This window comes from Solibacillus sp. FSL R7-0682 (assembly GCF_038005985.1).
Lineage (GTDB): Bacteria > Bacillota > Bacilli > Bacillales_A > Planococcaceae > Solibacillus.
In genome coordinates, this window is the sequence record NZ_JBBOUI010000001.1 from 2,609,427 (window position 1) to 2,627,507 (window position 18,081).

Here is an 18,081-nt window from a genome sequence, read left to right on the forward strand (position 1 = left end):
CTACTCCTTAGTCGTTTCACGCACAATTAATTTTGGCTCGATTACGACATGTTCTTGCGCTAGCACATCACCTTTAATTTGCTGAATAAGCATTTTAGTTGCTGTTTCACCTAGTGCATAAATATTTTGTGCGACAGTTGTTAGCCCTGGTGTCACAATCTCACCAATTGCAATGCCATCAAAGCCAACTACTTGTAATTCTTCTGGAATACGGATTCCTAATTTATGTGCTGCTTTCAAAATTCCGATCGCAATCATGTCACTGCTCGCAAATACGGCATCAATTGTTCGATACTTTTTTAATGCTACATAAGCAATTTTTTCAGCTTCCACAAAATCAAATGGGCTCTCAAAAATATGTGTTGTTATATTTTTATCCTCAATTGCCTGTTTGAAACCTTTTAAACGTTGTTGAACAGGCTCTAAATTTTTTGGTCCACTAAAAAATGCAATTTCTTTCGCTTGTTTTGTAATCAAATAATTCATCGCAAGTTCGGCACCATATTGATTTTGTGATGTAACCGAAGGAATATCACTATCAAGAACGCGGTCTAATAACACGATAGGTGCATTTAGTTGAACATATTTTTCTTTTGGTAATTGATTCGTTGCAATAATAAAACCTGCAATATATTTTTGCTGCAACATTTCGATATAGTGCAGCTCTTTTTTTGCCTGTTCGTCTGAGTTACACAAAATAACTGTATAGCCTTCTTTTAATGCTGTATCCTCGATTGCACGGGCAAGTTCTGGGAAAAATGGGTTTGTAATGTCTGGAACTATTAACCCAATCGTATGCATTTGCTTTGTAGATAAAGATCGGGCAATTTGATTTGGTTTATAATTTAGTTCCTCAATGGCACCCTCTATTGACTGTTTTGCTTTTGCACCTACATAACCACTGTTATTTAAATAGCGGGAAACTGTTGCAACAGAAACTTCCGCCAACTTAGCAACATCCTTAATCGTAGCCACAAACTATCCCTCACTTTCTAACGCCATGTGTAACCGATTACATATGTACACAAAAAAATATCGATCAATATTGTGTAACCGATTACACATAATATAAGTCACATATTTAATATAAGTCAACACTTTTTTGACAAATAGTACAACTTATTTTGATTAATTAGTATGTCACATTTGTATCTGTTAATGAAATGATAGAGAACAAATTTTAAAGACCCTTTTAAAAATTTACTAGTATATGATTTCCATGTTTTTGTCCATTTTGTGAACTTATCAGTTGATATTTACAAATTCACGTCATATAATAGCATTAGCAGTACAAAATAAAGAAAAAATAAGGAGTGATAATTATGGAAAAATTAGTGTATGCAGCAACTCACGTTATGAAGGATAGTGAGAAAAGGGGACTATTGGTAATTTCACCAATTGTACTTGGTTCAGTTGTATATGGGACAAGTGTTGCAGTAATCGTAATTAACAATTTACTCCAAATCATGTTCTAAAAAGATTTAATTAATACTTGATTTAGTTTGACGCATAATAAAGAAACGTATTCGATTGGATAAAATCGAATACGTTTTCTTTTTATATGTTGTTTAAAATAGCCCTATTGCGCTTCCATCTTCGGCTACGTCCATACGCAACGCTGCAGGTTGTTTCGGTAAGCCAGGCATAGTCATAATATCTCCAGTTAAGCAAACTAAGAAGCCTGCTCCAAGCTTAGGAATAATTTCTCTAATGGTGATTGTAAAATGTGTAGGACGCCCAAGTAAGCGTGGTTGGTCTGATAATGAATACTGCGTTTTCGCCATACAAATCGGTAAGTTTTCCCATCCATTATTCTCAATTGTTGCTAATTGCTTTTTGGCAACTTCCGTTAATTGGACTCCGTCTCCACCATATACTTGTTGAACAATTTTCGTTAATTTTTGTTCTACTGTTTCATTTAATTCATATAAATGGTGGAAATTGTTTGGCTGCTCAATGACTTCTAATACTTCTTGCGCCAGCTCAATACCACCTTTTCCACCTTCTTCCCATACATTCGTACGAGCGATGCGAACATTATTCTCTTTTGCCCAATCTAATACGAACTCGAGCTCAGCTTCAGTATCTGTTATAAATCGATTTAATGCTACCACTGGCTCTAATCCAAAGTTTTTTACATTTGCCACATGTTGCGCTAAATTGGTAATACCAACGTTTAATGCTTCCACATTTTCTTTTACTAAATCAGCTTTCGCAACACCACCGTGCATTTTAAGTGCACGAATCGTTGCGACAACGACTACCGCACTTGGCTTAAAACCAGCTTCTCGTGCTTTAATGTTTAAAAACTTCTCCGCCCCTAAATCTGATCCGAATCCCGCCTCTGTAATAACGATATCTGCTAATTGACGAGCTGTTTGAGTTGCAATAATTGAGTTACAGCCATGGGCTATATTGGCAAAGGGACCTCCGTGGATAAGCGCAGGCGTACCTTCAATTGTTTGAACTAAGTTTGGATTTAACGCCTCTTTTAAAAGGAGCGTGAGTGCACCTTCTGCTTGTAGATCTCTTACTGTCACAGGCTTTCGATCATACGTATAACCAATTACAATACGGGCTAATCGCTCTTTCAAATCTTGGATGCTTGTCGCTAAACAGAAGATGGCCATAATTTCGGATGCTACTGTAATATCAAAGCCATCTTCTCTTGGCACTCCTTGTAATGGGCCTCCTAAACCAACTGTTACATGACGAAGTGCACGGTCATTTAAATCAACTACCCGCTTCCAAGTAATACGACGCGGATCAATATTTAATGTATTCCCTTGATGAATATGATTGTCAATTAAAGCAGATAATGCATTATTAGCAGTTGTTATAGCATGGAAATCGCCATTAAAATGTAAGTTTATTTGTTCCATTGGTAAAACCTGTGCATAACCGCCACCTGTTGCGCCACCTTTTACACCCATTACCGGACCTAATGAAGGCTCTCGTAACGCTACCATCACACGTTGCTTTAACTGGTTCATGGCATCTGCTAATCCTACAGTAACCGTAGACTTCCCTTCTCCGGCTGGTGTTGGATTAATCGCTGTTACAAGAACTACTTTCGCATTGGCAACGCCTGTTACTTTATTTACATCGATTTTAGCCTTATATCGACCGTATTGTTCAACTGCTTCTAATGGAATCCCAGCTTTTTCTGCAATTTCTACAATTGGCTTCATCGTTGCATTGTTTGCAATTTCAATATCAGTTAATGTTTTTTTTGTTGTAGTTGTCATCATTTAATCCTGCTTTCTCATATAGTCGTCTTTATTATAATCGCTTTTATTTGAATTCATTAATAAAAAGGGATACGTAAATCGACAAATTATTGACATCTAGCGTTAAAGTATTATATATTTTATTCGTAATATTCTGTATTTTTTAGCTATTCATCAATTGAATTTGACAGTATCGGAGGAGAAAGCAAATGCACCAAGGCACTGTAAAATGGTTTGATAATGAAAAAGGGTATGGATTTATAGAATGTGAAAATGGTGAAGATGTTTTTGTACACTTTACTGGCATACAAGAAGAAGGATTTCGTTCACTTGATGAAGGACAAACCGTACAATTTGAGATTGTTGACGGCATTCGTGGACCACAAGCAGCGAATGTTTACAAAAAATAAATGTGCCGCTCGGGTTCAAGTATTCATTTCTCGAGCGGCAATTTTTTTATTGTTCTACAATCATAAAATCTTTACGACTATTTTTATCACTTAATGTTGCAATTACATTTGTAATAGAACCAATATAGTGGGCAGGGTCCTCAACGCCTTCTTCATATACATAAATGTTATAATCTGTGCGATTTGCTTTTTTAATAAGGACATTACCTGTTAAAGTTGTAAAACCGATAAATTGATTATTATTTAGCGCTTGGATCGCTTGTTGCTTTGTTAATGTCATACCTTACTCCTTCATTCTCTAATTATGATGCCATAAAAATTCTAGACCTTTACTTCAAACAAGGCTCCGTCATACATGATTTCTTGTTGTACATTAGCACCTGTAAAAATCACTTTTTGAATGCCATAGCCTGTTTCTAGTATTTCATCCCAAATCGGTCCCTCTCCTAAAGGGCGAGCAAAAATCATACTCGCATTTTGAAGTGAAACGGTGGCAATCTCAGAATTCATTTCGTTATCTTCTTTCATTTCGACAGGTGCATCACAAAGTTTAGCAAATTGCTCGATGAAATAAAAATTAGGCACAATTATGTTTACAGTTTGCAGCTGTAATTTCCCTAAGGGATGATCTGCAATAATGCCCCTACTTTTATATTCATTACGCCTCAATTGCTCATCCTGGTCCCACTGAATAAAAAAAGGAAACTCAATATTCGCATTTGGAAAACCAATATGAAGTAGTTTCCAACTTACAACAGAGCCATCCAGTCGTGTTCGTGAAAATGTTTCCGGACCAAAAACATCAAAACCCGCCTCTTGAAAGCTTTGCGCATCTTTATCAATACTAGTCGTAGATATTGCCATGCGTATCAAGCCATTTCTACGGTTTCTCTTTTCATAGCTTTCATGCAGTGTATACTTTTGTTTTGCTGCTTTTTGAAAGATTTCTTCATTATAAATCCCAATGAATTCTATGTAAGATAGATCAAAATACGTTAGCGCGTTATAAGTTCCCCACGCATCATGCTTGCCCCCTACCACTACATGGAAGCCAGCGTTCTGAAAATATTGCATAGCGTCTTCTGGTCGTTCTACAAAATGTACAATATGATCTAGTTGATACATGCTACACATCCTCATTCCAAGCTTTACATACATCGACCCAAGCGATGGCATTTGAATAGTTTTCCAGCTCTTGGCACGATAATTGAATCGCTGAATTTGCACTTCCACAGGCCGGAAAAATAGTATCGAATCGCTGTAAAGAAATATCTAAATACACAGGTAAATTATTTGTAAGTGCAAATGGACAAACCCCACCTACAGGATGGCCTGTTTGCTCTACAACAGACACTGGATTTAACATTTTTGCTTTCACTTTAAATTGCTTTTTAAATTTAGCGTTATCAATTTTTGCATCTCCAGCTGCTACAACTAAAATGGGTTGCTCAGCATCCCCTTGAAACGATAATGTTTTTGCAATTCGCGCTGGAATAACATTTAAAACAGCAGCTGCCTCTGCAACGGTTGCGCTACTACTGTCAAATTGTAATATGTCCTGCCCTTTTCCGTGTTGATCAAAATACTGCTTCACTGATTGAAATGACATAAATAAACCACCTTTAAATTAATTGAATATTCGAATTATATCATTTTTCTATTATTTATTATAGGTGAGTGTATTTATTCTATTAAAGGAATAAACTAATTAACGTTTTTGCTGCAGTTTTCTTTCCTTCTACTTTTAAAATTTCCCCTGAATGATGAAGAATATAATGAGGTTCCATCGCTCCGTACAATGATTTTGAGCTATTTGCCACCATCCAATCTGCCTTTGCTGATTCCATTCGTAACTTCGCACGCTTAATTAAAAACTCTTCATCTTCTGTTGCTTCTAATTTAAAGCCGATTAACTTCATATTTGGTGCCCAATTTTTAATTTGTGCTAAAATCTTTGGTGCTTTTTTAAAGTGAATAATTGGTGGCTCGTCCGATGGCATCTTCCCTTTTTCTGTCAACTCATTTCCCGATTGATCGAAAACTTTATCAACTAGCCAATCCGAGCCTGCAACTGCCATGATGCAATAATCGACTTCTTCTGATTGGACAATTTGTTTTAATTGCTTCCCTAAATCTTCAATCCCTTCAAATCGTACGAAGCGGATATTTTCATGCTGCTTTGGTAGTTGAGCGAAATAACCGTGCATATAAATAACCTTTGCTCCTCGCTCCATTGCCTCTTCAGCTAAATAACAGCCCATCGTGCCTTTTGATAAATTCGTATGACCGCGCACATTATCCCACTTTTCAAATGTGCCTCCACTTGTAATTAAAACCGTTTTTCCTTGTAGCATAAGATTACCCCTTTGATTCCTTATTCGTTCACTGATGCGAGCCATTGCTTTAATACTTCTACAAATTTATTCGCTGCGGGTGATAATTTTTGTTTTGTAGAAAGTCCAATCGTTCGGAAACTTTCTTGTTTTAATGGTAACGCTTTCATGTTGTTCGGCAATCCTGCAATTGCTAACTGAGGCAATATACTAATACCAATGCCGTGTGCTACCATTGAGACGATTCCTTTCTCGTCATATAAATGGAACCGTACATTTGGCTTTAGCCCATGTGTTTCGAAAGTCGTCATTACATCGTTTGTTCCTTTATATGAAGGCATTATAAATGGAATATGTTCTATCTCATATAAATCAACTTCATCTTTATCATATATTGGACTTTCTGAAGACACAATACATAATAATGGATCACGTTTTAATGGCATAAAATCAAATTGCTTCGAGCTTGTACGATTTAAAAATCCACAGTCGACCTCACCGTTTAAAAGCCACTGTTCAATTTCATAATAATCCCCTTCACGTAACTCAATGTGAATACCAGGATATTCCGAATCCATTAAATGAATAATATCAGGCATCCAATGGGTCGAAATTGTGGAGATTAACCCAATACGCACAGTACCTTTCGCCACCCCTAAAATATTGGCAGCCTCTTGACGTAAATGTTCCTCGGCAGATAAAACTTTCCGCATTTGAAGAAGCATTGTACTTCCATCTTCCGTTAATGTTACCCCTGTTCGATTTCGATGGATTAAATTAAATCCAAATTCTTTTTCCATGCTTGAGATTGCATGACTTACAGCTGATTGTGTTAATCCAAGGAATTCTGCTGCCTTTGTAAAACTTTGAACCTCTGCAACTTTATTCAAAATTTCATACTTCACTAAACTCAATGTAATTTACCTCTTTTTCCAAAGATAGACATGAATATTTTTCATATTAACCATTATAAACATTCGTTTTACTAATCACAATGTCCAGTTTATACTGTTTTATAACAGTGCAAACAATTTTTTTAGGAATGTGGTGACATCTTTGAGTTTACAAGGAAAAGCAAATTTATTAATGGTCGTTGTAACAATGTTTTGGGGTCTTTCTTATACATTCATGGTAATGGGATTAGAAATTTTAGAGGCCTATAATGTTGTTGCACTTCGATGCTTAATAGCATTTATTATTGCAGGACTAATCTTTTTCCCAAAGATGTTACGCGTTAATAAAAAAACAATTGGTTATGCCGCAATTCAAGGAACATTGTTATTCATAGTTTTCGCCTTATCGCTTTTCGGCTTAAAAACAACTTCTGCTGGAAATGCCGGCTTTATTTTAAGCTTAACCGTTGTGTTAGTGCCTATCTTTACAAGTTTTCTTGAAAAGCGACTGCCATCACGTGCAGTAAGTTTTGCCATCGTATCAACGATGATTGGGATCATCGTATTAACAATGAAAGAATCATTAGCATTCCAAATTGGAGATATTTTAGTTGCAATTGCAGCTATTTGCTATTCGATTTACCTTATTTTAAATAGTAAATTCACAAAAAATGTTGAGTCTATTTCTTATGGGGTATACCAACTTGGGGTTGCCGGTGTGCTAGGTGCAATATTTACTTTAACTTTTGAAACACCACAGATTCCTACAACTTCAATCGGATGGATTGCAATTTTAGGATTAGGGATAATTTGTACGGCTTTTTGTTTCGTTGCACAAGCTGTAGTACAACAGTACACATCACCAACCCATACTGGCTTAATTTTTTCACTTGAACCAATTTTTGCAGCACTTTTTGCGGTTATTTTCCTTAACGAGTTTATAACATTACAACTATTAATAGGTGGTAGCTTTATTTTAGTTGGTAATTTAGTTGCTCAATATGAGCAATTTGTTAATGCTAAGAAAATACCTTCCACTGCTGCATCAGAATATAGAGCTTAAATGATTGGACATAGCATAAAAATATGCTATGTCTTATTTATTTCTATTATTTTAAGATTTTGATTCTATTTTTCAGTAGTTTTTAATATAATTTAAAAAGCGACTATTTTTCTGATAGTTCACAATAGATAATTAGTTTCCATAATAACAATCTGACGTTATTATTAGTAGTAGCAATACTTGTGCGACAAGTATTTATCAAGACGCATTAAAGGAAGTGTAACAATGGTTGGACGTAATGACCAATGCCCATGTGGTAGCGGAAAGAAATATAAGAAATGTTGTGAAGGTAAAAATCAAGCAACAACGTTAACGGTATTCCATGATGAGATTGAAAACGTACTACAAACCTTCTATAGTACTTATCCGGAGAGAAAAGATATTCGTGAATTTATTGAATTAGTACAAGCTTGGGCACCGAAACTAGAATCAAAACTACAAAAGGAATTAGTAGAAGCTGTTGCGTTAGATGAGTTCTTCTTCCACAAACGCCCTGAAATTTGGACAAATTTCTTAGCAAAAATGGAAAAGAAAACGCTTCGTCCTTCTATGATTGAACTTTTACAATCTTGGGCTAACCCAACATTCTTCATCGGAACTGTTGAAGCCGTTAATAATGATTACTTTACTGCTGTATCTGCATTAGATCAGCAAATTTATCACATCCAAAAAGAAAGTCCGAAGCCTATTCCAGTAGGTATGCGTGTATTTGCTTTCTTATTGCCAGATGGAACGAAAAAAGAAAATCATGTATTAGCAGCATCTACTTTAATCTTCTTCCATAAAGAGCATGCGATTTCATTTGAAGAGTTTACAGCAGCTTATAAAGCAAGTGGTCAATCTGTTGATCAATTTACTAAAGAGAACCACCTGTTATTATGGGAAGGCTTAGTTGAAAATGGCTACGAGGGTGAAGAGTTTACACCATTTGAGCAAGACGTTGTCGAGCAATTAAAAGCATTCATGCAAGAGAAAAATATTAACAATGAATCCTTCGTCGCAATTGTTGAAGATTATTTAATCGAAAAACAACCTTCTGCACGTAAAGCAGGAGCAATCGCAGCAGGTGCTGTTCGTTTCGGTCAAGACAATGATTTACTCGGACAAAAGTTCACAGTAAAAGAAATTGCTGAAAGCTTCGGCATTTCTGCATCTTCATTAAACAAATACCATCAAGAGTTAATTGCCTTCTATCAAGAGAAGCAATAATAAAAAAGCTGTTTTCCGAGACATTGGAAAACAGCTTTTTGTATATTTTTGTTTCCACCCTAACTTTAATTATTTTTGAAATAAAAATACTTACCGATTATTGAATTTTTAATAGGCAAGTAGGAATTCATTATTTTATCCTAACTTATAGGAATATGGGCTATTTTTCAGTTACTTTCAACATTTCATTGCCTAAAAACTGCAACTGCTCTCCAACAGTACATGATTCTATGCAAAAACGATGTGCACCCTGTTTTCCTCGTGTTTTCCGTAGGTCACGAATGACAAGACAGTCAGTGCAGTACGTATCCGTTAATTGATCAATATCTTTCATCACGTCTACTTTATTCATCATTTGTGTCCCCTTTCTTGCGTTCCATTATTGTACTATGTTTTTTTCATTTCTCCAACTATTGACCTTTTGCTATACTATTCGTAAGTTGTTGTAAAGGAGCTACTTTATGTTAGAAGTGTATATAGATGGTGCAAGTGCCGGTAACCCTGGACCTAGCGGTATCGGTGTATTTTTAAAAGGTGAAGGACACCAAATTAAAATTAGTGAACCAATCGGCGTATGTAACAATCACCAAGCTGAATTCATCGCACTTGTTCGTGGTTTAGAGGAAGCTAAAAAAACTGGGACAAGCTTTGTATCAATGCGTTCCGATTCAAAAATCGTAGTCAGCTCAATTGAAAAGCGCTACGTCAAAAATGAGGAATTCAAGCCTTATTTAGAGCAAGCACTTGCCCTCATAGATGAATTTGATTTATATTTCATCAAATGGATTGCTGATAAAGATAATAAAGCAGCGGATGCACTTGCACGTGAAGCGATTAAGAAAAACTAAAGAATATATAAGATGCTAGGACAGAAGTGGAAATTTCTCTATTTACGATAAAGTACAGTATTAAAAATTGGATACTTAATAAATTGGTTGTAGTGTTGAGGGGAGACTCCTGGGGGAATAGCGTGACGCCCCCGGAAAGCGTCCCCGCAACGAAAACCAATTATAAAAAACATCATTTTTCTCACTCGAGAAAAATGATGTTTTTGTTTTGTCCCAGCCAATTTTTAATTATTTACATTCGGATTTTTTCGGACTAATAGTATTAAATAAACGATCAGAACAAAAATAATTAATACAGCTGAAAGATAATAAACAGATTGATAGCTCATACTAACTGCCACCATCCCTAAAATATACGAACCTAATGCAATACCGATATCAAATAACGTGAAATATGTTGCCGTAGCATAGCCACTTCTCTTTGGTGATGTAGCTTGAATGCACAAGGATTGAAAGCTTGTCGTTAACGTTCCGTAACCTGCGCCTATGAATATAGCCGATAATAAAAACAGTAACGTCCCTTCTGCATTTGCTAACATTGATAAGCCTACTGCAAATAAAACAAATGACGGAATAATAATAAATTTCGCGCCAAATGTGTCATAAATTTTCCCTGTAAAAGGTCGAATGCTTATCATTGATGCGGCAAATACCGCATAAAAATAACTTGCTACGCTCAGTAAATCTTGTTGTTCTGCATAGAGTGATAAAAATGATAAAACACTCGCATAGGCAAAGGCAATTAAGCTTGCCAATATCGCTAAAGGCAATGCCTTTCGTTCAAATAAGTCATCAAAAGTAAACTTTAAACTTTTCTTTTCATTTATAGGCTGTGCTAAATCCCCCGTTTGAAGAAATAAAGCTAAGAGAGCCCCTACTGATACAATGATGGCTAAAATAATAAATAATACATTAAAGTTTGCATATTGAATAACGAGTAATCCAATAAATGGGCCAAGTACGACAGCTAAATTTGTCGACATTGTAAAATAACCTAATCCAGTACCTTTCCGATTTTCAGGTACAATGTCTGCAGCTAATGATCCTGCTGCAGTCGTTGCAATACTAAACCAAATCCCTTGGAAAAAGCGTAATGCTAATAATAAAGCAAACGGTTTAAAGAATAAATAGAGCACTGTACAAACTAAATAAAAAAACAAACTAATAACTAATAAACGTTTCTTTCCGAATAAATCGAGTAGCTTCCCACTAAACGGGCGCATAAAAATAGCGGATAATAAAAATACCGTTACGAGTAATCCCGATTCATCATCCGATCGCCCTAAGACACCAATTGCATATAGCGGCAAAGTCGTTACTAAACCATAAAAAACAAAAAACACAGCCATGTTCGTTAAAAATAAACTTATAAAACGCTTTGTAAAAATTCGATTATCTTGCTCCATGTCCTCAACCTTTCATTTTACCCAATAAATGAACGAGGAGCTTTTGTTCGTCTTCATTTAAATTTTTTGTCATTTCATGCTCAAACGATAATATAGATGCTTCAATCTCAGGGAACTTTTCAATAGCGAATGGGGTTAACGCAATAATTTTTTCTCGTTTGTCATTTCCTTGCATGCGTTTAATCCACCCTAAAGTTTCTAATCGCGTAACTGTACGCGTAACTGTCGGTGCTTCAACCTTTAAATATTTCCAAATAGATGTTAAAGACATCGGTCCATTTTGATGAAGTAAAAATAGAATAGTCCATTGTGAGTTAAATAATCCATGCTCTTTTAATACATGATTTAATTCATTGACTAAATATCGATTTTGCTGAAAAAACATATGAAATAATGGATTCATAAAATCGCTCCTATCATTTATTTACCTAGTTAAATAAATTACTTATTTATCATACGTCGTTTTGTTTCATCTGTAAAGAGACACAATGGACAAAATCTTATAAAAAGGTTTATGTAAAATGTTGGGGTAATGTCATAATGATTCATCAATCAGAACTACCTTTTTTTCTAAAAAAGCACTTGATTTCCATTACGGGCGGACGCTTTCCGCGGGCACGGCTCCAACTAACTACCAACGGGATGCGTCCCGTTGGTAGTGGATTTTCCGCACGTGCTGTTCCCGCAGGAGTCTGCCGCCCTCCATTCCAATCAACTCTCTGTTAACCAAGGTGTATAACTACTTCTTTATATACTCTACTTAATGGTACTTTTGGTTTGAGGTGTTCATATCCAAATGCATGACGCTTGATGACTTTTGAAGTGTTATTAATGCCCTCTAAAAAACCATTTGAATAGCCAAATGCGTAACTATTTAAAATCTCTACTTGCAAATTTTTAAATGCAAGGTTCATATCCATGACAACGATTTTTACATTTGAACCGTAATGTACTAAATAATCTTTAATTGTATCTCTACGACGATTCAAGTATATAAAAAAGGATGATCTTGTGCTTTTTTGCACAAATTCATTAGATACCATACCCCAACAAATATTATAGAACCGAAAAAAGCTACCTTGCTAGATTTCTAACAAGATAGCTCATCATTTTATTTGCGATTTTGTTCCATTACATTCAGCAATGCACCGACTGCTCCAGAGAAGCCACAGTCCTGTAAAAACACAGGTCTGTGTTTTTTTCTAATTGTATAACTTTCAATGACCTTTTTTAAATGCTCATTGTTCGTTAACGTCGATCCAATATAAACAATATACTCAGCTTTATGCTGCTCAGCTAATTGAATACTTAATGTTGTTATTACCTCTCCAACTAATCCTTGGGTAGTTGCTAACACATCATTTTTAGCAAAATTGGATTTTTTCGTAATACCAACTTTCCCAAAATTACTAGCAGTAAGGTTACCATCAATAGGTGTATCCATCCCTTGATAAATATCCTTTACAAGTAAATCAATTCCTTCTCGATCGCCAAGGAAAGCGTTTTCTTTAATTTCATCAAAATCTGTAATTCCAGTCATTATTGTTGAAAGGCCAATTAATGTACCCCCACCAACGCCTGTACCACCGACACGTACGTGACTATTGCCATCCATATAATGAATAGACGTTCCTGTACCAATATTCGTTATAATACTTTGCTCAATTTTGTGTCCTTCCTTTTCTAACAAATAACGGACACCTTTCAATGTAGCTTCAAACTCTACAATATATTCTATGGACTTCATCGTTTTTAAGACGTCACGTAATTGCTCCGTACGCCCCCCTGTTAGACCAATCTCTTCTACTTGAGGATGTTTTTCTAACCATGCTTTTACTAAATGCATTTCACTTGATGGAAAGACTGTCAATTTAAGCTCATTCTGTTTATTTAAATAGGCAAGCTTTGTCAACGTACCCCCTGTATCGATCCCTATCAATGTTGACATAAAAAAATCTCCTTTATACTTTACCGCTAGTATTCCCTACCCTAACATAATAACGTAATAACGACAGGGGATAAAGTAAAACTTCATTCAGAGATATTTTCACTCTGAATGTTAGTTTTACCAATCGGGCTTTTACGGGCAGTTGAGTATTCTTACTGCCCGTTTATGCGGGGTAAAGTAAAACTTCATTCAGAGATATTTTCACTCTGAATGTTAGTTTTACCAATCGGGCTTTTACGGGCAGTTGTATACATTAAACTTGAACCGGATCTTTCTCTAGTAAAGCGCGTTTATGGAACTCTTCCACAATAGAAGTTTCAAATTTTCGAATGAGGCGCAAAATTTTTGCTTCATAGGCGTGAGTTGTTTCATCAACTAAATTAAATTTTGCAATAAGCTCTTCTTTTTTTAGAAGGTTTGTTAACGTCATCCCTTCCGTTTTTGGCAAACTTACATGATGTAACTTTAAAACTTTTGATACTGAACGTAGTGCTGTTCGAGAAACTAAAATTTTTCCTGGTACTTCTAACGCTAGCTGTCGTAAAAATTGTTTAGCCTCTAGATTTGGCGTAATTTTTATTTGCTCTGTCGTTATAGGTTCACCTTGTTCATTGATTCTTTCCACGCTGTGGATACGAAATGGCAGCTCATCTCGGAAAGTTTGCATATTATGAATCTGAATTTGATTATGTTCAATTGAACATAATGTTTTTGAAATTAATAACTCATAAGTTGTTTCAAGCATACGGAAATTGGTCAATAATAAAATAAACTCATTTGTTTCTTGTTGCTTAATCATACTTTCGCCATCCACAGTTTGAAAAATTCGAAGTAAACTGTACGCATCTGCTAAGGCACGATGCTGTGTTTCATTTTCTAAACCTAGCTCTTGCATAAGTCCACTTAAGCTAGGCTGTTCCTTTACACTTTTTGCTATCATATATTTTTGTTGGAAATCTATCATTGGATAAAGACATTCTTTATTAATGTAGTTTCTCGTTAACTCGTCTTCAAATACTTTTCGATCAAATTCGCCAAAAGTTAAAAATACATAATCACTTTTACACCAGCGCTTAAACTTATAAAATGCCTCTTTGAATGAAGGAGCATCTAATAATTGTTCAGTCGTAATGCCTGTTAATTGTTGAATATGTGCATTCAGCTTTTTGAATTTATAAGGCTGAATAAGTTGCGTAAAAGTTTCCGTAGTACCATCAGGCAACCATTTTACTGCACCGATTTCAATAATATATTGTTTACCACGAATAAGTGCGGCTTCCACATCAACCGTAATATATGTTTTTGTTCTTTCCAAAATTTTCACCTTCTATTTAAATTACGCACTGGATATTTCTTTGCATTTACCCTAAAAATGCAAATTTTCTCAATATCAATAACCTTATCTTATTGTATATGAAAATAGTACGTATGACACGAGAATGTTTGTAAAAAAGGAGCATGCCTTATAATCAATTAAAATTTTTACATGACGAGATACAAATTGTTCCATTTACATTATATGATCAAGATTATTAGAAGATTTGTTTTTACTTTTTCTAATTTTGCGATACCATTAGAATGAAGCAATTATGAATGGAGGAATAATTCCATATGACGAGTAAAACTCTTCAAAAAGACACGATGCGCGTCTTAAAAGAAACAAGTCGTACATTTTATATTCCAATTACCTTTTTAGATAAAGAATTAAAATTAACTGTAGCCGCTGCCTATTTAGCAATGCGTGCCATTGATGAAATCGAAGACCACGAAGATGTATCGAATGAAACAAAACATGATGTATTGTTAAAGGTAGCAGATTTATTACTTGCACCTCAATTTGACAATGAAGAGTATGTAAGTGTATTAGCTCCTATCCAAGACAAAATGCCAGAAGTAACATTACGCTTAGCTGATTGGATTGAAGTCTGCCCAGCTGAAGCTCGTGCAATTGTAACGAGTGCTACAAGTGAAATGGCAGGTGGAATGGCGAAATGGGCATTAGCAAATTGGCAAGTTCACACAAGGGAAGATTTGGATGATTATACATATTATGTGGCCGGTTTAGTAGGAGTCATGCTATCCGAACTTTGGGAATGGAGTGCTGGTATCAAAACGGATCGTGAATTAGCAATTGGCTATGGTCGAGGCTTACAAGCTGTCAATATTTTACGCAACGAGCAAGAAGATATGGATGAACGCGGTGTTAGCTTTGTGCCTGATAATTGGAGTCGAACAGAGCTATTTGCTTATGCTGAGGAAAACTTAGCGAAGGCAGACTTATATATGCAGGATATTACAAAGCGGTCAATTAAACTGTTTTGCCGCTTACCTCTTGCATTAGCACACAAAACATTACAAGCGATGCGTGAAGGACGTGAAAAAGTGTCCCGAGCAGAAGTCGAAGCTACCGTTGAAGAAATTCAACAGGATTAAAAAAGGGGCGCCCTATGTTAAGGGTGCCCTCTTTATCATTTCATAAATAACATAATCGCAATACTAATGACGCCGCATAATACCACATACGTAAACGATAAGATGTGGCGGCGTTTTTGACGTCTAAACAGGAATTCTAATAAACCACGAATCGCAAATAATAGCATAATAAACGCAAAGAGTAGAGCGTATATTGTCTTTTGGTCAAAGAAATTCACTGTAACAAACGACAAGAATAATAAGCAAAGTATAACTTCTAAAAACAAATGTAAAAAGCCTATATATTGATCCATAAACTTTTCATTTTTTTCGATACTAAACTTTTTCCGTAGCTTTAAATCAATTATACCTGCTGCAATAAAACTCACAATGACAATAACGATTAGCACAAATTGCCTTCCCTTCTAAATCTCTGTCTGCAAATATTGCTGGCGTAATTCCTCTGGCACTAAGTCGCCACCTGTCGACCAAATAATATGTGTTGCATGCTTCATCTTATTTATTAGTCCCTTTTGTTCAAGATAACGCGTACCTTGCATCATTAATTCAATCGGACCATATACACCAGCATGGGCAGAAGGTTCCATAAAAATATTTTCCTGCTCATACATACCTTTTAAGCTTCTAAATAAAAAGCTATCATCCACAGTATAGCATCCACTAAGTATAGATTCCATCAATGTTCCTACAAATCTAGAAGGACGCGCAACCGCTAAACCATCCGCTTCTGTTTGATTTGACAAACCGATATCTCCTACACTAATTTTGTCATGAAGTCCTGTCATCATGCCAAGTAACATACAAGGAGAGGCAAATGGTTCCCCAAAGAAAATATGGATATGCTCTCCGTAAATTTGTTTTAAACTATATGCCACACCACCTGGGCCACCACCAACTCCACACGGTAAATAAACAAATAATGGGTGCTGTTCATCTACTTTTATTCTAGCAGTCTTTAATTGTTTTTCTAAACGGAGACCTGCTACAGCATAACCTAAAAATAAATCGAGTGAGTTTTCATCATCAACAAAATGACACATTTCATCTTGGCTTGCTTCAATTCTACCTTTTTCTACTGCTGCAGTATAATCGGTTTCATGCTCTATAACTGAAACGCCCTTTTCGCGAAGTAAATCTTTTTTCCATTGCTTTGCCTCTTTTGACATATGCACCGTTACATGAAAGCCTAGCTTAGCACTAATAATGCCGATACTTAAACCTAAATTTCCAGTGGAACCTACTGCAATTTTATATTGGCTGAAAAATTCTCGAAATTCATCGCTATGAATTTTTGCGTAGTTGTCTGTAAGTGAAAGCATTCCTGCATCGATTGCAAGCTTCTCAGCATAACTTAACACTTCATAAATACCGCCACGAGCCTTAATAGAGCCTGCAATTGGTAGTGAATGATCACATTTTAGCATCAGTTGCCCTGGAATTTCGAAACCTCGACGACCTTCAATTAATTTCTTCATTGCAGGTATTTCTTTTAAGTCCGATTCAATCAAGCCATTTGAAAACTTAGTAAATGGAAAAGCTTCCATTATATATGAAGAAAAACGATGTAATTTAGCTTCAGCTTCACGAACCATTTCCATAGATACTGTGTTTAATGTTTCGTTTTCTTGTGAAATTCGATCGTTTATCCAAAATACATACTCTTCATTTTGTAACTTTTCAACGAGTGGAAAGCTTGTTTTTAATGCATTAACATCAACTTTTTGTTCAATCATGAATTCGTTCCTCCCTTTGCTAAAATCGCACGTTCACAAATTTGTCGAAATTTCGATTCAAACGCCAAATTGTTTTCTTCTGTGCGTTTTTTAGGACCTTTTGTTCGCCCCCCTGCACGTCTTATTTTCGCACTTTCATATCGACTTGCCAACAGCTGATCTATGTTGTCAGACGTCAGTTCTTTTCCGTTATGATTGACGACAATTCCACCTTTTGCCAAACACATGGCAGCTAAGCCATAGTCCCCGGTTATGACCAAATCTCCCTTCTTTAATCTACTTAAAAGCTTAAAATCGACTGAATCAGGTCCTTTATCTACAATAATTGTTTTTACATTTTCTCTTTCTACACGATGTGATGTATCGCAGAATAAGATTGGTGTTATCTCATATTGAGATGAAACAAATAGCGCCAAATCAACAACTGGGCAGGCATCTGCATCAATTAGTAAATGTAAAATATGAATCAATCCTTTCTAAATATAACCATTTTTTATTATTTTAATATAACATTAAGAAAACGCTTTCTCAACCTCACATCAATTTTACAAGGTCATGTTACATAAAATGATATT

The 18,081-nt window shown here is 35.6% G+C and carries 21 protein-coding genes and 1 pseudogene; 6 read left to right on the top strand and 16 right to left on the bottom strand.

Annotation, left to right across the window (positions count from 1 at the left end):
* Positions 1 to 975, bottom strand: coding sequence for a LacI family DNA-binding transcriptional regulator (locus MKZ17_RS13285; RefSeq protein ID WP_340724212.1), 975 nt, complete (start codon positions 973 to 975; stop codon positions 1 to 3).
* 347 nt (positions 976 to 1,322) lie between these two features.
* Between MKZ17_RS13285 and MKZ17_RS13290 the strand changes: the two genes are divergently transcribed.
* Positions 1,323 to 1,475 (top strand): hypothetical protein, encoded by a 153-nt coding sequence (locus MKZ17_RS13290; protein ID WP_340724213.1) that lies wholly within the window; start codon positions 1,323 to 1,325, stop codon positions 1,473 to 1,475.
* A gap of 93 nt (positions 1,476 to 1,568) precedes the next feature.
* Here the strand turns inward: MKZ17_RS13290 and MKZ17_RS13295 are convergent, their stop codons facing one another.
* Positions 1,569 to 3,248, bottom strand: a complete 1,680-nt coding sequence (locus MKZ17_RS13295) for a formate--tetrahydrofolate ligase (RefSeq protein WP_340724214.1) — start codon at positions 3,246 to 3,248, stop codon at positions 1,569 to 1,571.
* 191 nt (positions 3,249 to 3,439) lie between these two features.
* Between MKZ17_RS13295 and MKZ17_RS13300 the strand changes: the two genes are divergently transcribed.
* On the top strand, positions 3,440 to 3,640 hold the full coding sequence (locus tag MKZ17_RS13300; RefSeq protein ID WP_340724215.1) for a cold-shock protein: 201 nt from the start codon (positions 3,440 to 3,442) through the stop codon (positions 3,638 to 3,640).
* Between the two features lie 46 nt (positions 3,641 to 3,686).
* On the opposite strand, the gene MKZ17_RS13305 is transcribed toward MKZ17_RS13300, so the two are convergent.
* From MKZ17_RS13305 to MKZ17_RS13325, 5 genes are all read right to left on the bottom strand, one after another.
* Positions 3,687 to 3,920 carry a hypothetical protein gene (locus MKZ17_RS13305; protein ID WP_340724216.1) on the bottom strand — a complete coding sequence of 78 codons (234 nt, stop codon included), beginning with the start codon at positions 3,918 to 3,920 and terminating at the stop codon, positions 3,687 to 3,689.
* 41 nt (positions 3,921 to 3,961) lie between these two features.
* Positions 3,962 to 4,765 carry a VOC family protein gene (locus tag MKZ17_RS13310; RefSeq protein WP_340724217.1) on the bottom strand — a complete coding sequence of 268 codons (804 nt, stop codon included), beginning with the start codon at positions 4,763 to 4,765 and terminating at the stop codon, positions 3,962 to 3,964.
* A gap of 1 nt (position 4,766) precedes the next feature.
* Positions 4,767 to 5,249 carry a YbaK/EbsC family protein gene (locus MKZ17_RS13315; RefSeq protein WP_340724218.1) on the bottom strand — a complete coding sequence of 161 codons (483 nt, stop codon included), beginning with the start codon at positions 5,247 to 5,249 and terminating at the stop codon, positions 4,767 to 4,769.
* Between the two features lie 82 nt (positions 5,250 to 5,331).
* On the bottom strand, positions 5,332 to 5,994 hold the full coding sequence (locus tag MKZ17_RS13320; RefSeq protein WP_340724219.1) for a phosphopantothenoylcysteine decarboxylase domain-containing protein: 663 nt from the start codon (positions 5,992 to 5,994) through the stop codon (positions 5,332 to 5,334).
* A gap of 20 nt (positions 5,995 to 6,014) precedes the next feature.
* Positions 6,015 to 6,878 (bottom strand): LysR family transcriptional regulator, encoded by an 864-nt coding sequence (locus MKZ17_RS13325; RefSeq protein ID WP_340725558.1) that lies wholly within the window; start codon positions 6,876 to 6,878, stop codon positions 6,015 to 6,017.
* A gap of 151 nt (positions 6,879 to 7,029) precedes the next feature.
* Between MKZ17_RS13325 and MKZ17_RS13330 the strand changes: the two genes are divergently transcribed.
* Together MKZ17_RS13330 and MKZ17_RS13335 are read left to right on the top strand one after the other, a co-directional pair.
* The gene (locus tag MKZ17_RS13330) at positions 7,030 to 7,929 is read left to right on the top strand and encodes a DMT family transporter (RefSeq protein WP_340724220.1); all 900 of its coding nucleotides are present in this window, start codon (positions 7,030 to 7,032) and stop codon (positions 7,927 to 7,929) included.
* A gap of 225 nt (positions 7,930 to 8,154) precedes the next feature.
* Positions 8,155 to 9,138, top strand: coding sequence for an SEC-C metal-binding domain-containing protein (locus MKZ17_RS13335; RefSeq protein WP_340724221.1), 984 nt, complete (start codon positions 8,155 to 8,157; stop codon positions 9,136 to 9,138).
* A 160-nt stretch (positions 9,139 to 9,298) separates the two neighbouring features.
* Here MKZ17_RS13335 and MKZ17_RS13340 read toward each other — a convergent pair whose 3' ends face one another.
* Positions 9,299 to 9,490: a zinc-finger domain-containing protein gene (locus MKZ17_RS13340; protein ID WP_340724222.1), complete on the bottom strand. Its 192-nt coding sequence runs from the start codon at positions 9,488 to 9,490 to the stop codon at positions 9,299 to 9,301.
* 109 nt (positions 9,491 to 9,599) lie between these two features.
* Between MKZ17_RS13340 and MKZ17_RS13345 the strand changes: the two genes are divergently transcribed.
* The gene (locus MKZ17_RS13345) at positions 9,600 to 9,986 is read left to right on the top strand and encodes a ribonuclease HI family protein (protein ID WP_340724223.1); all 387 of its coding nucleotides are present in this window, start codon (positions 9,600 to 9,602) and stop codon (positions 9,984 to 9,986) included.
* A gap of 224 nt (positions 9,987 to 10,210) precedes the next feature.
* Here the strand turns inward: MKZ17_RS13345 and MKZ17_RS13350 are convergent, their stop codons facing one another.
* From MKZ17_RS13350 to MKZ17_RS13370, 5 genes and pseudogenes are all read right to left on the bottom strand, one after another.
* Entirely contained in the window at positions 10,211 to 11,392 is a 1,182-nt protein-coding gene (locus tag MKZ17_RS13350) for an MFS transporter (RefSeq protein WP_340724224.1), read from the bottom strand.
* A gap of 4 nt (positions 11,393 to 11,396) precedes the next feature.
* The gene (locus MKZ17_RS13355; RefSeq protein WP_340724225.1) at positions 11,397 to 11,795 is read right to left on the bottom strand and encodes a MarR family winged helix-turn-helix transcriptional regulator; all 399 of its coding nucleotides are present in this window, start codon (positions 11,793 to 11,795) and stop codon (positions 11,397 to 11,399) included.
* Between the two features lie 319 nt (positions 11,796 to 12,114).
* A pseudogene (locus MKZ17_RS13360) lies at positions 12,115 to 12,291 on the bottom strand (transposase); the annotation flags it as partial.
* A 212-nt stretch (positions 12,292 to 12,503) separates the two neighbouring features.
* Positions 12,504 to 13,340, bottom strand: a complete 837-nt coding sequence (gene coaW / locus MKZ17_RS13365) for a type II pantothenate kinase (protein WP_340724226.1) — start codon at positions 13,338 to 13,340, stop codon at positions 12,504 to 12,506.
* 253 nt (positions 13,341 to 13,593) lie between these two features.
* The gene (locus MKZ17_RS13370; protein WP_340724227.1) at positions 13,594 to 14,655 is read right to left on the bottom strand and encodes a 3'-5' exonuclease; all 1,062 of its coding nucleotides are present in this window, start codon (positions 14,653 to 14,655) and stop codon (positions 13,594 to 13,596) included.
* A gap of 296 nt (positions 14,656 to 14,951) precedes the next feature.
* Here MKZ17_RS13370 and MKZ17_RS13375 point away from each other — a divergent pair, with 296 nt between their 5' ends.
* Positions 14,952 to 15,773 (top strand): squalene/phytoene synthase family protein, encoded by an 822-nt coding sequence (locus MKZ17_RS13375; protein ID WP_340724228.1) that lies wholly within the window; start codon positions 14,952 to 14,954, stop codon positions 15,771 to 15,773.
* A gap of 35 nt (positions 15,774 to 15,808) precedes the next feature.
* On the opposite strand, the gene MKZ17_RS13380 is transcribed toward MKZ17_RS13375, so the two are convergent.
* The 3 genes from MKZ17_RS13380 to MKZ17_RS13390 are packed head-to-tail and all read right to left on the bottom strand — an operon-like array spanning position 15,809 to position 17,967.
* The gene (locus MKZ17_RS13380) at positions 15,809 to 16,162 is read right to left on the bottom strand and encodes a DUF4181 domain-containing protein (RefSeq protein WP_340724229.1); all 354 of its coding nucleotides are present in this window, start codon (positions 16,160 to 16,162) and stop codon (positions 15,809 to 15,811) included.
* Positions 16,163 to 16,177: 15 nt separating this feature from the next.
* A complete protein-coding gene (locus tag MKZ17_RS13385; protein ID WP_340724230.1) occupies positions 16,178 to 17,506 on the bottom strand; it encodes a D-serine ammonia-lyase in 1,329 nt (442 codons plus the stop codon).
* Positions 17,503 to 17,967 carry a YaiI/YqxD family protein gene (locus MKZ17_RS13390; RefSeq protein WP_340725559.1) on the bottom strand — a complete coding sequence of 155 codons (465 nt, stop codon included), beginning with the start codon at positions 17,965 to 17,967 and terminating at the stop codon, positions 17,503 to 17,505. The genes MKZ17_RS13385 and MKZ17_RS13390 overlap by 4 nt, the downstream gene beginning before the upstream one ends.
* Positions 17,968 to 18,081: the final 114 nt, after the last annotated feature.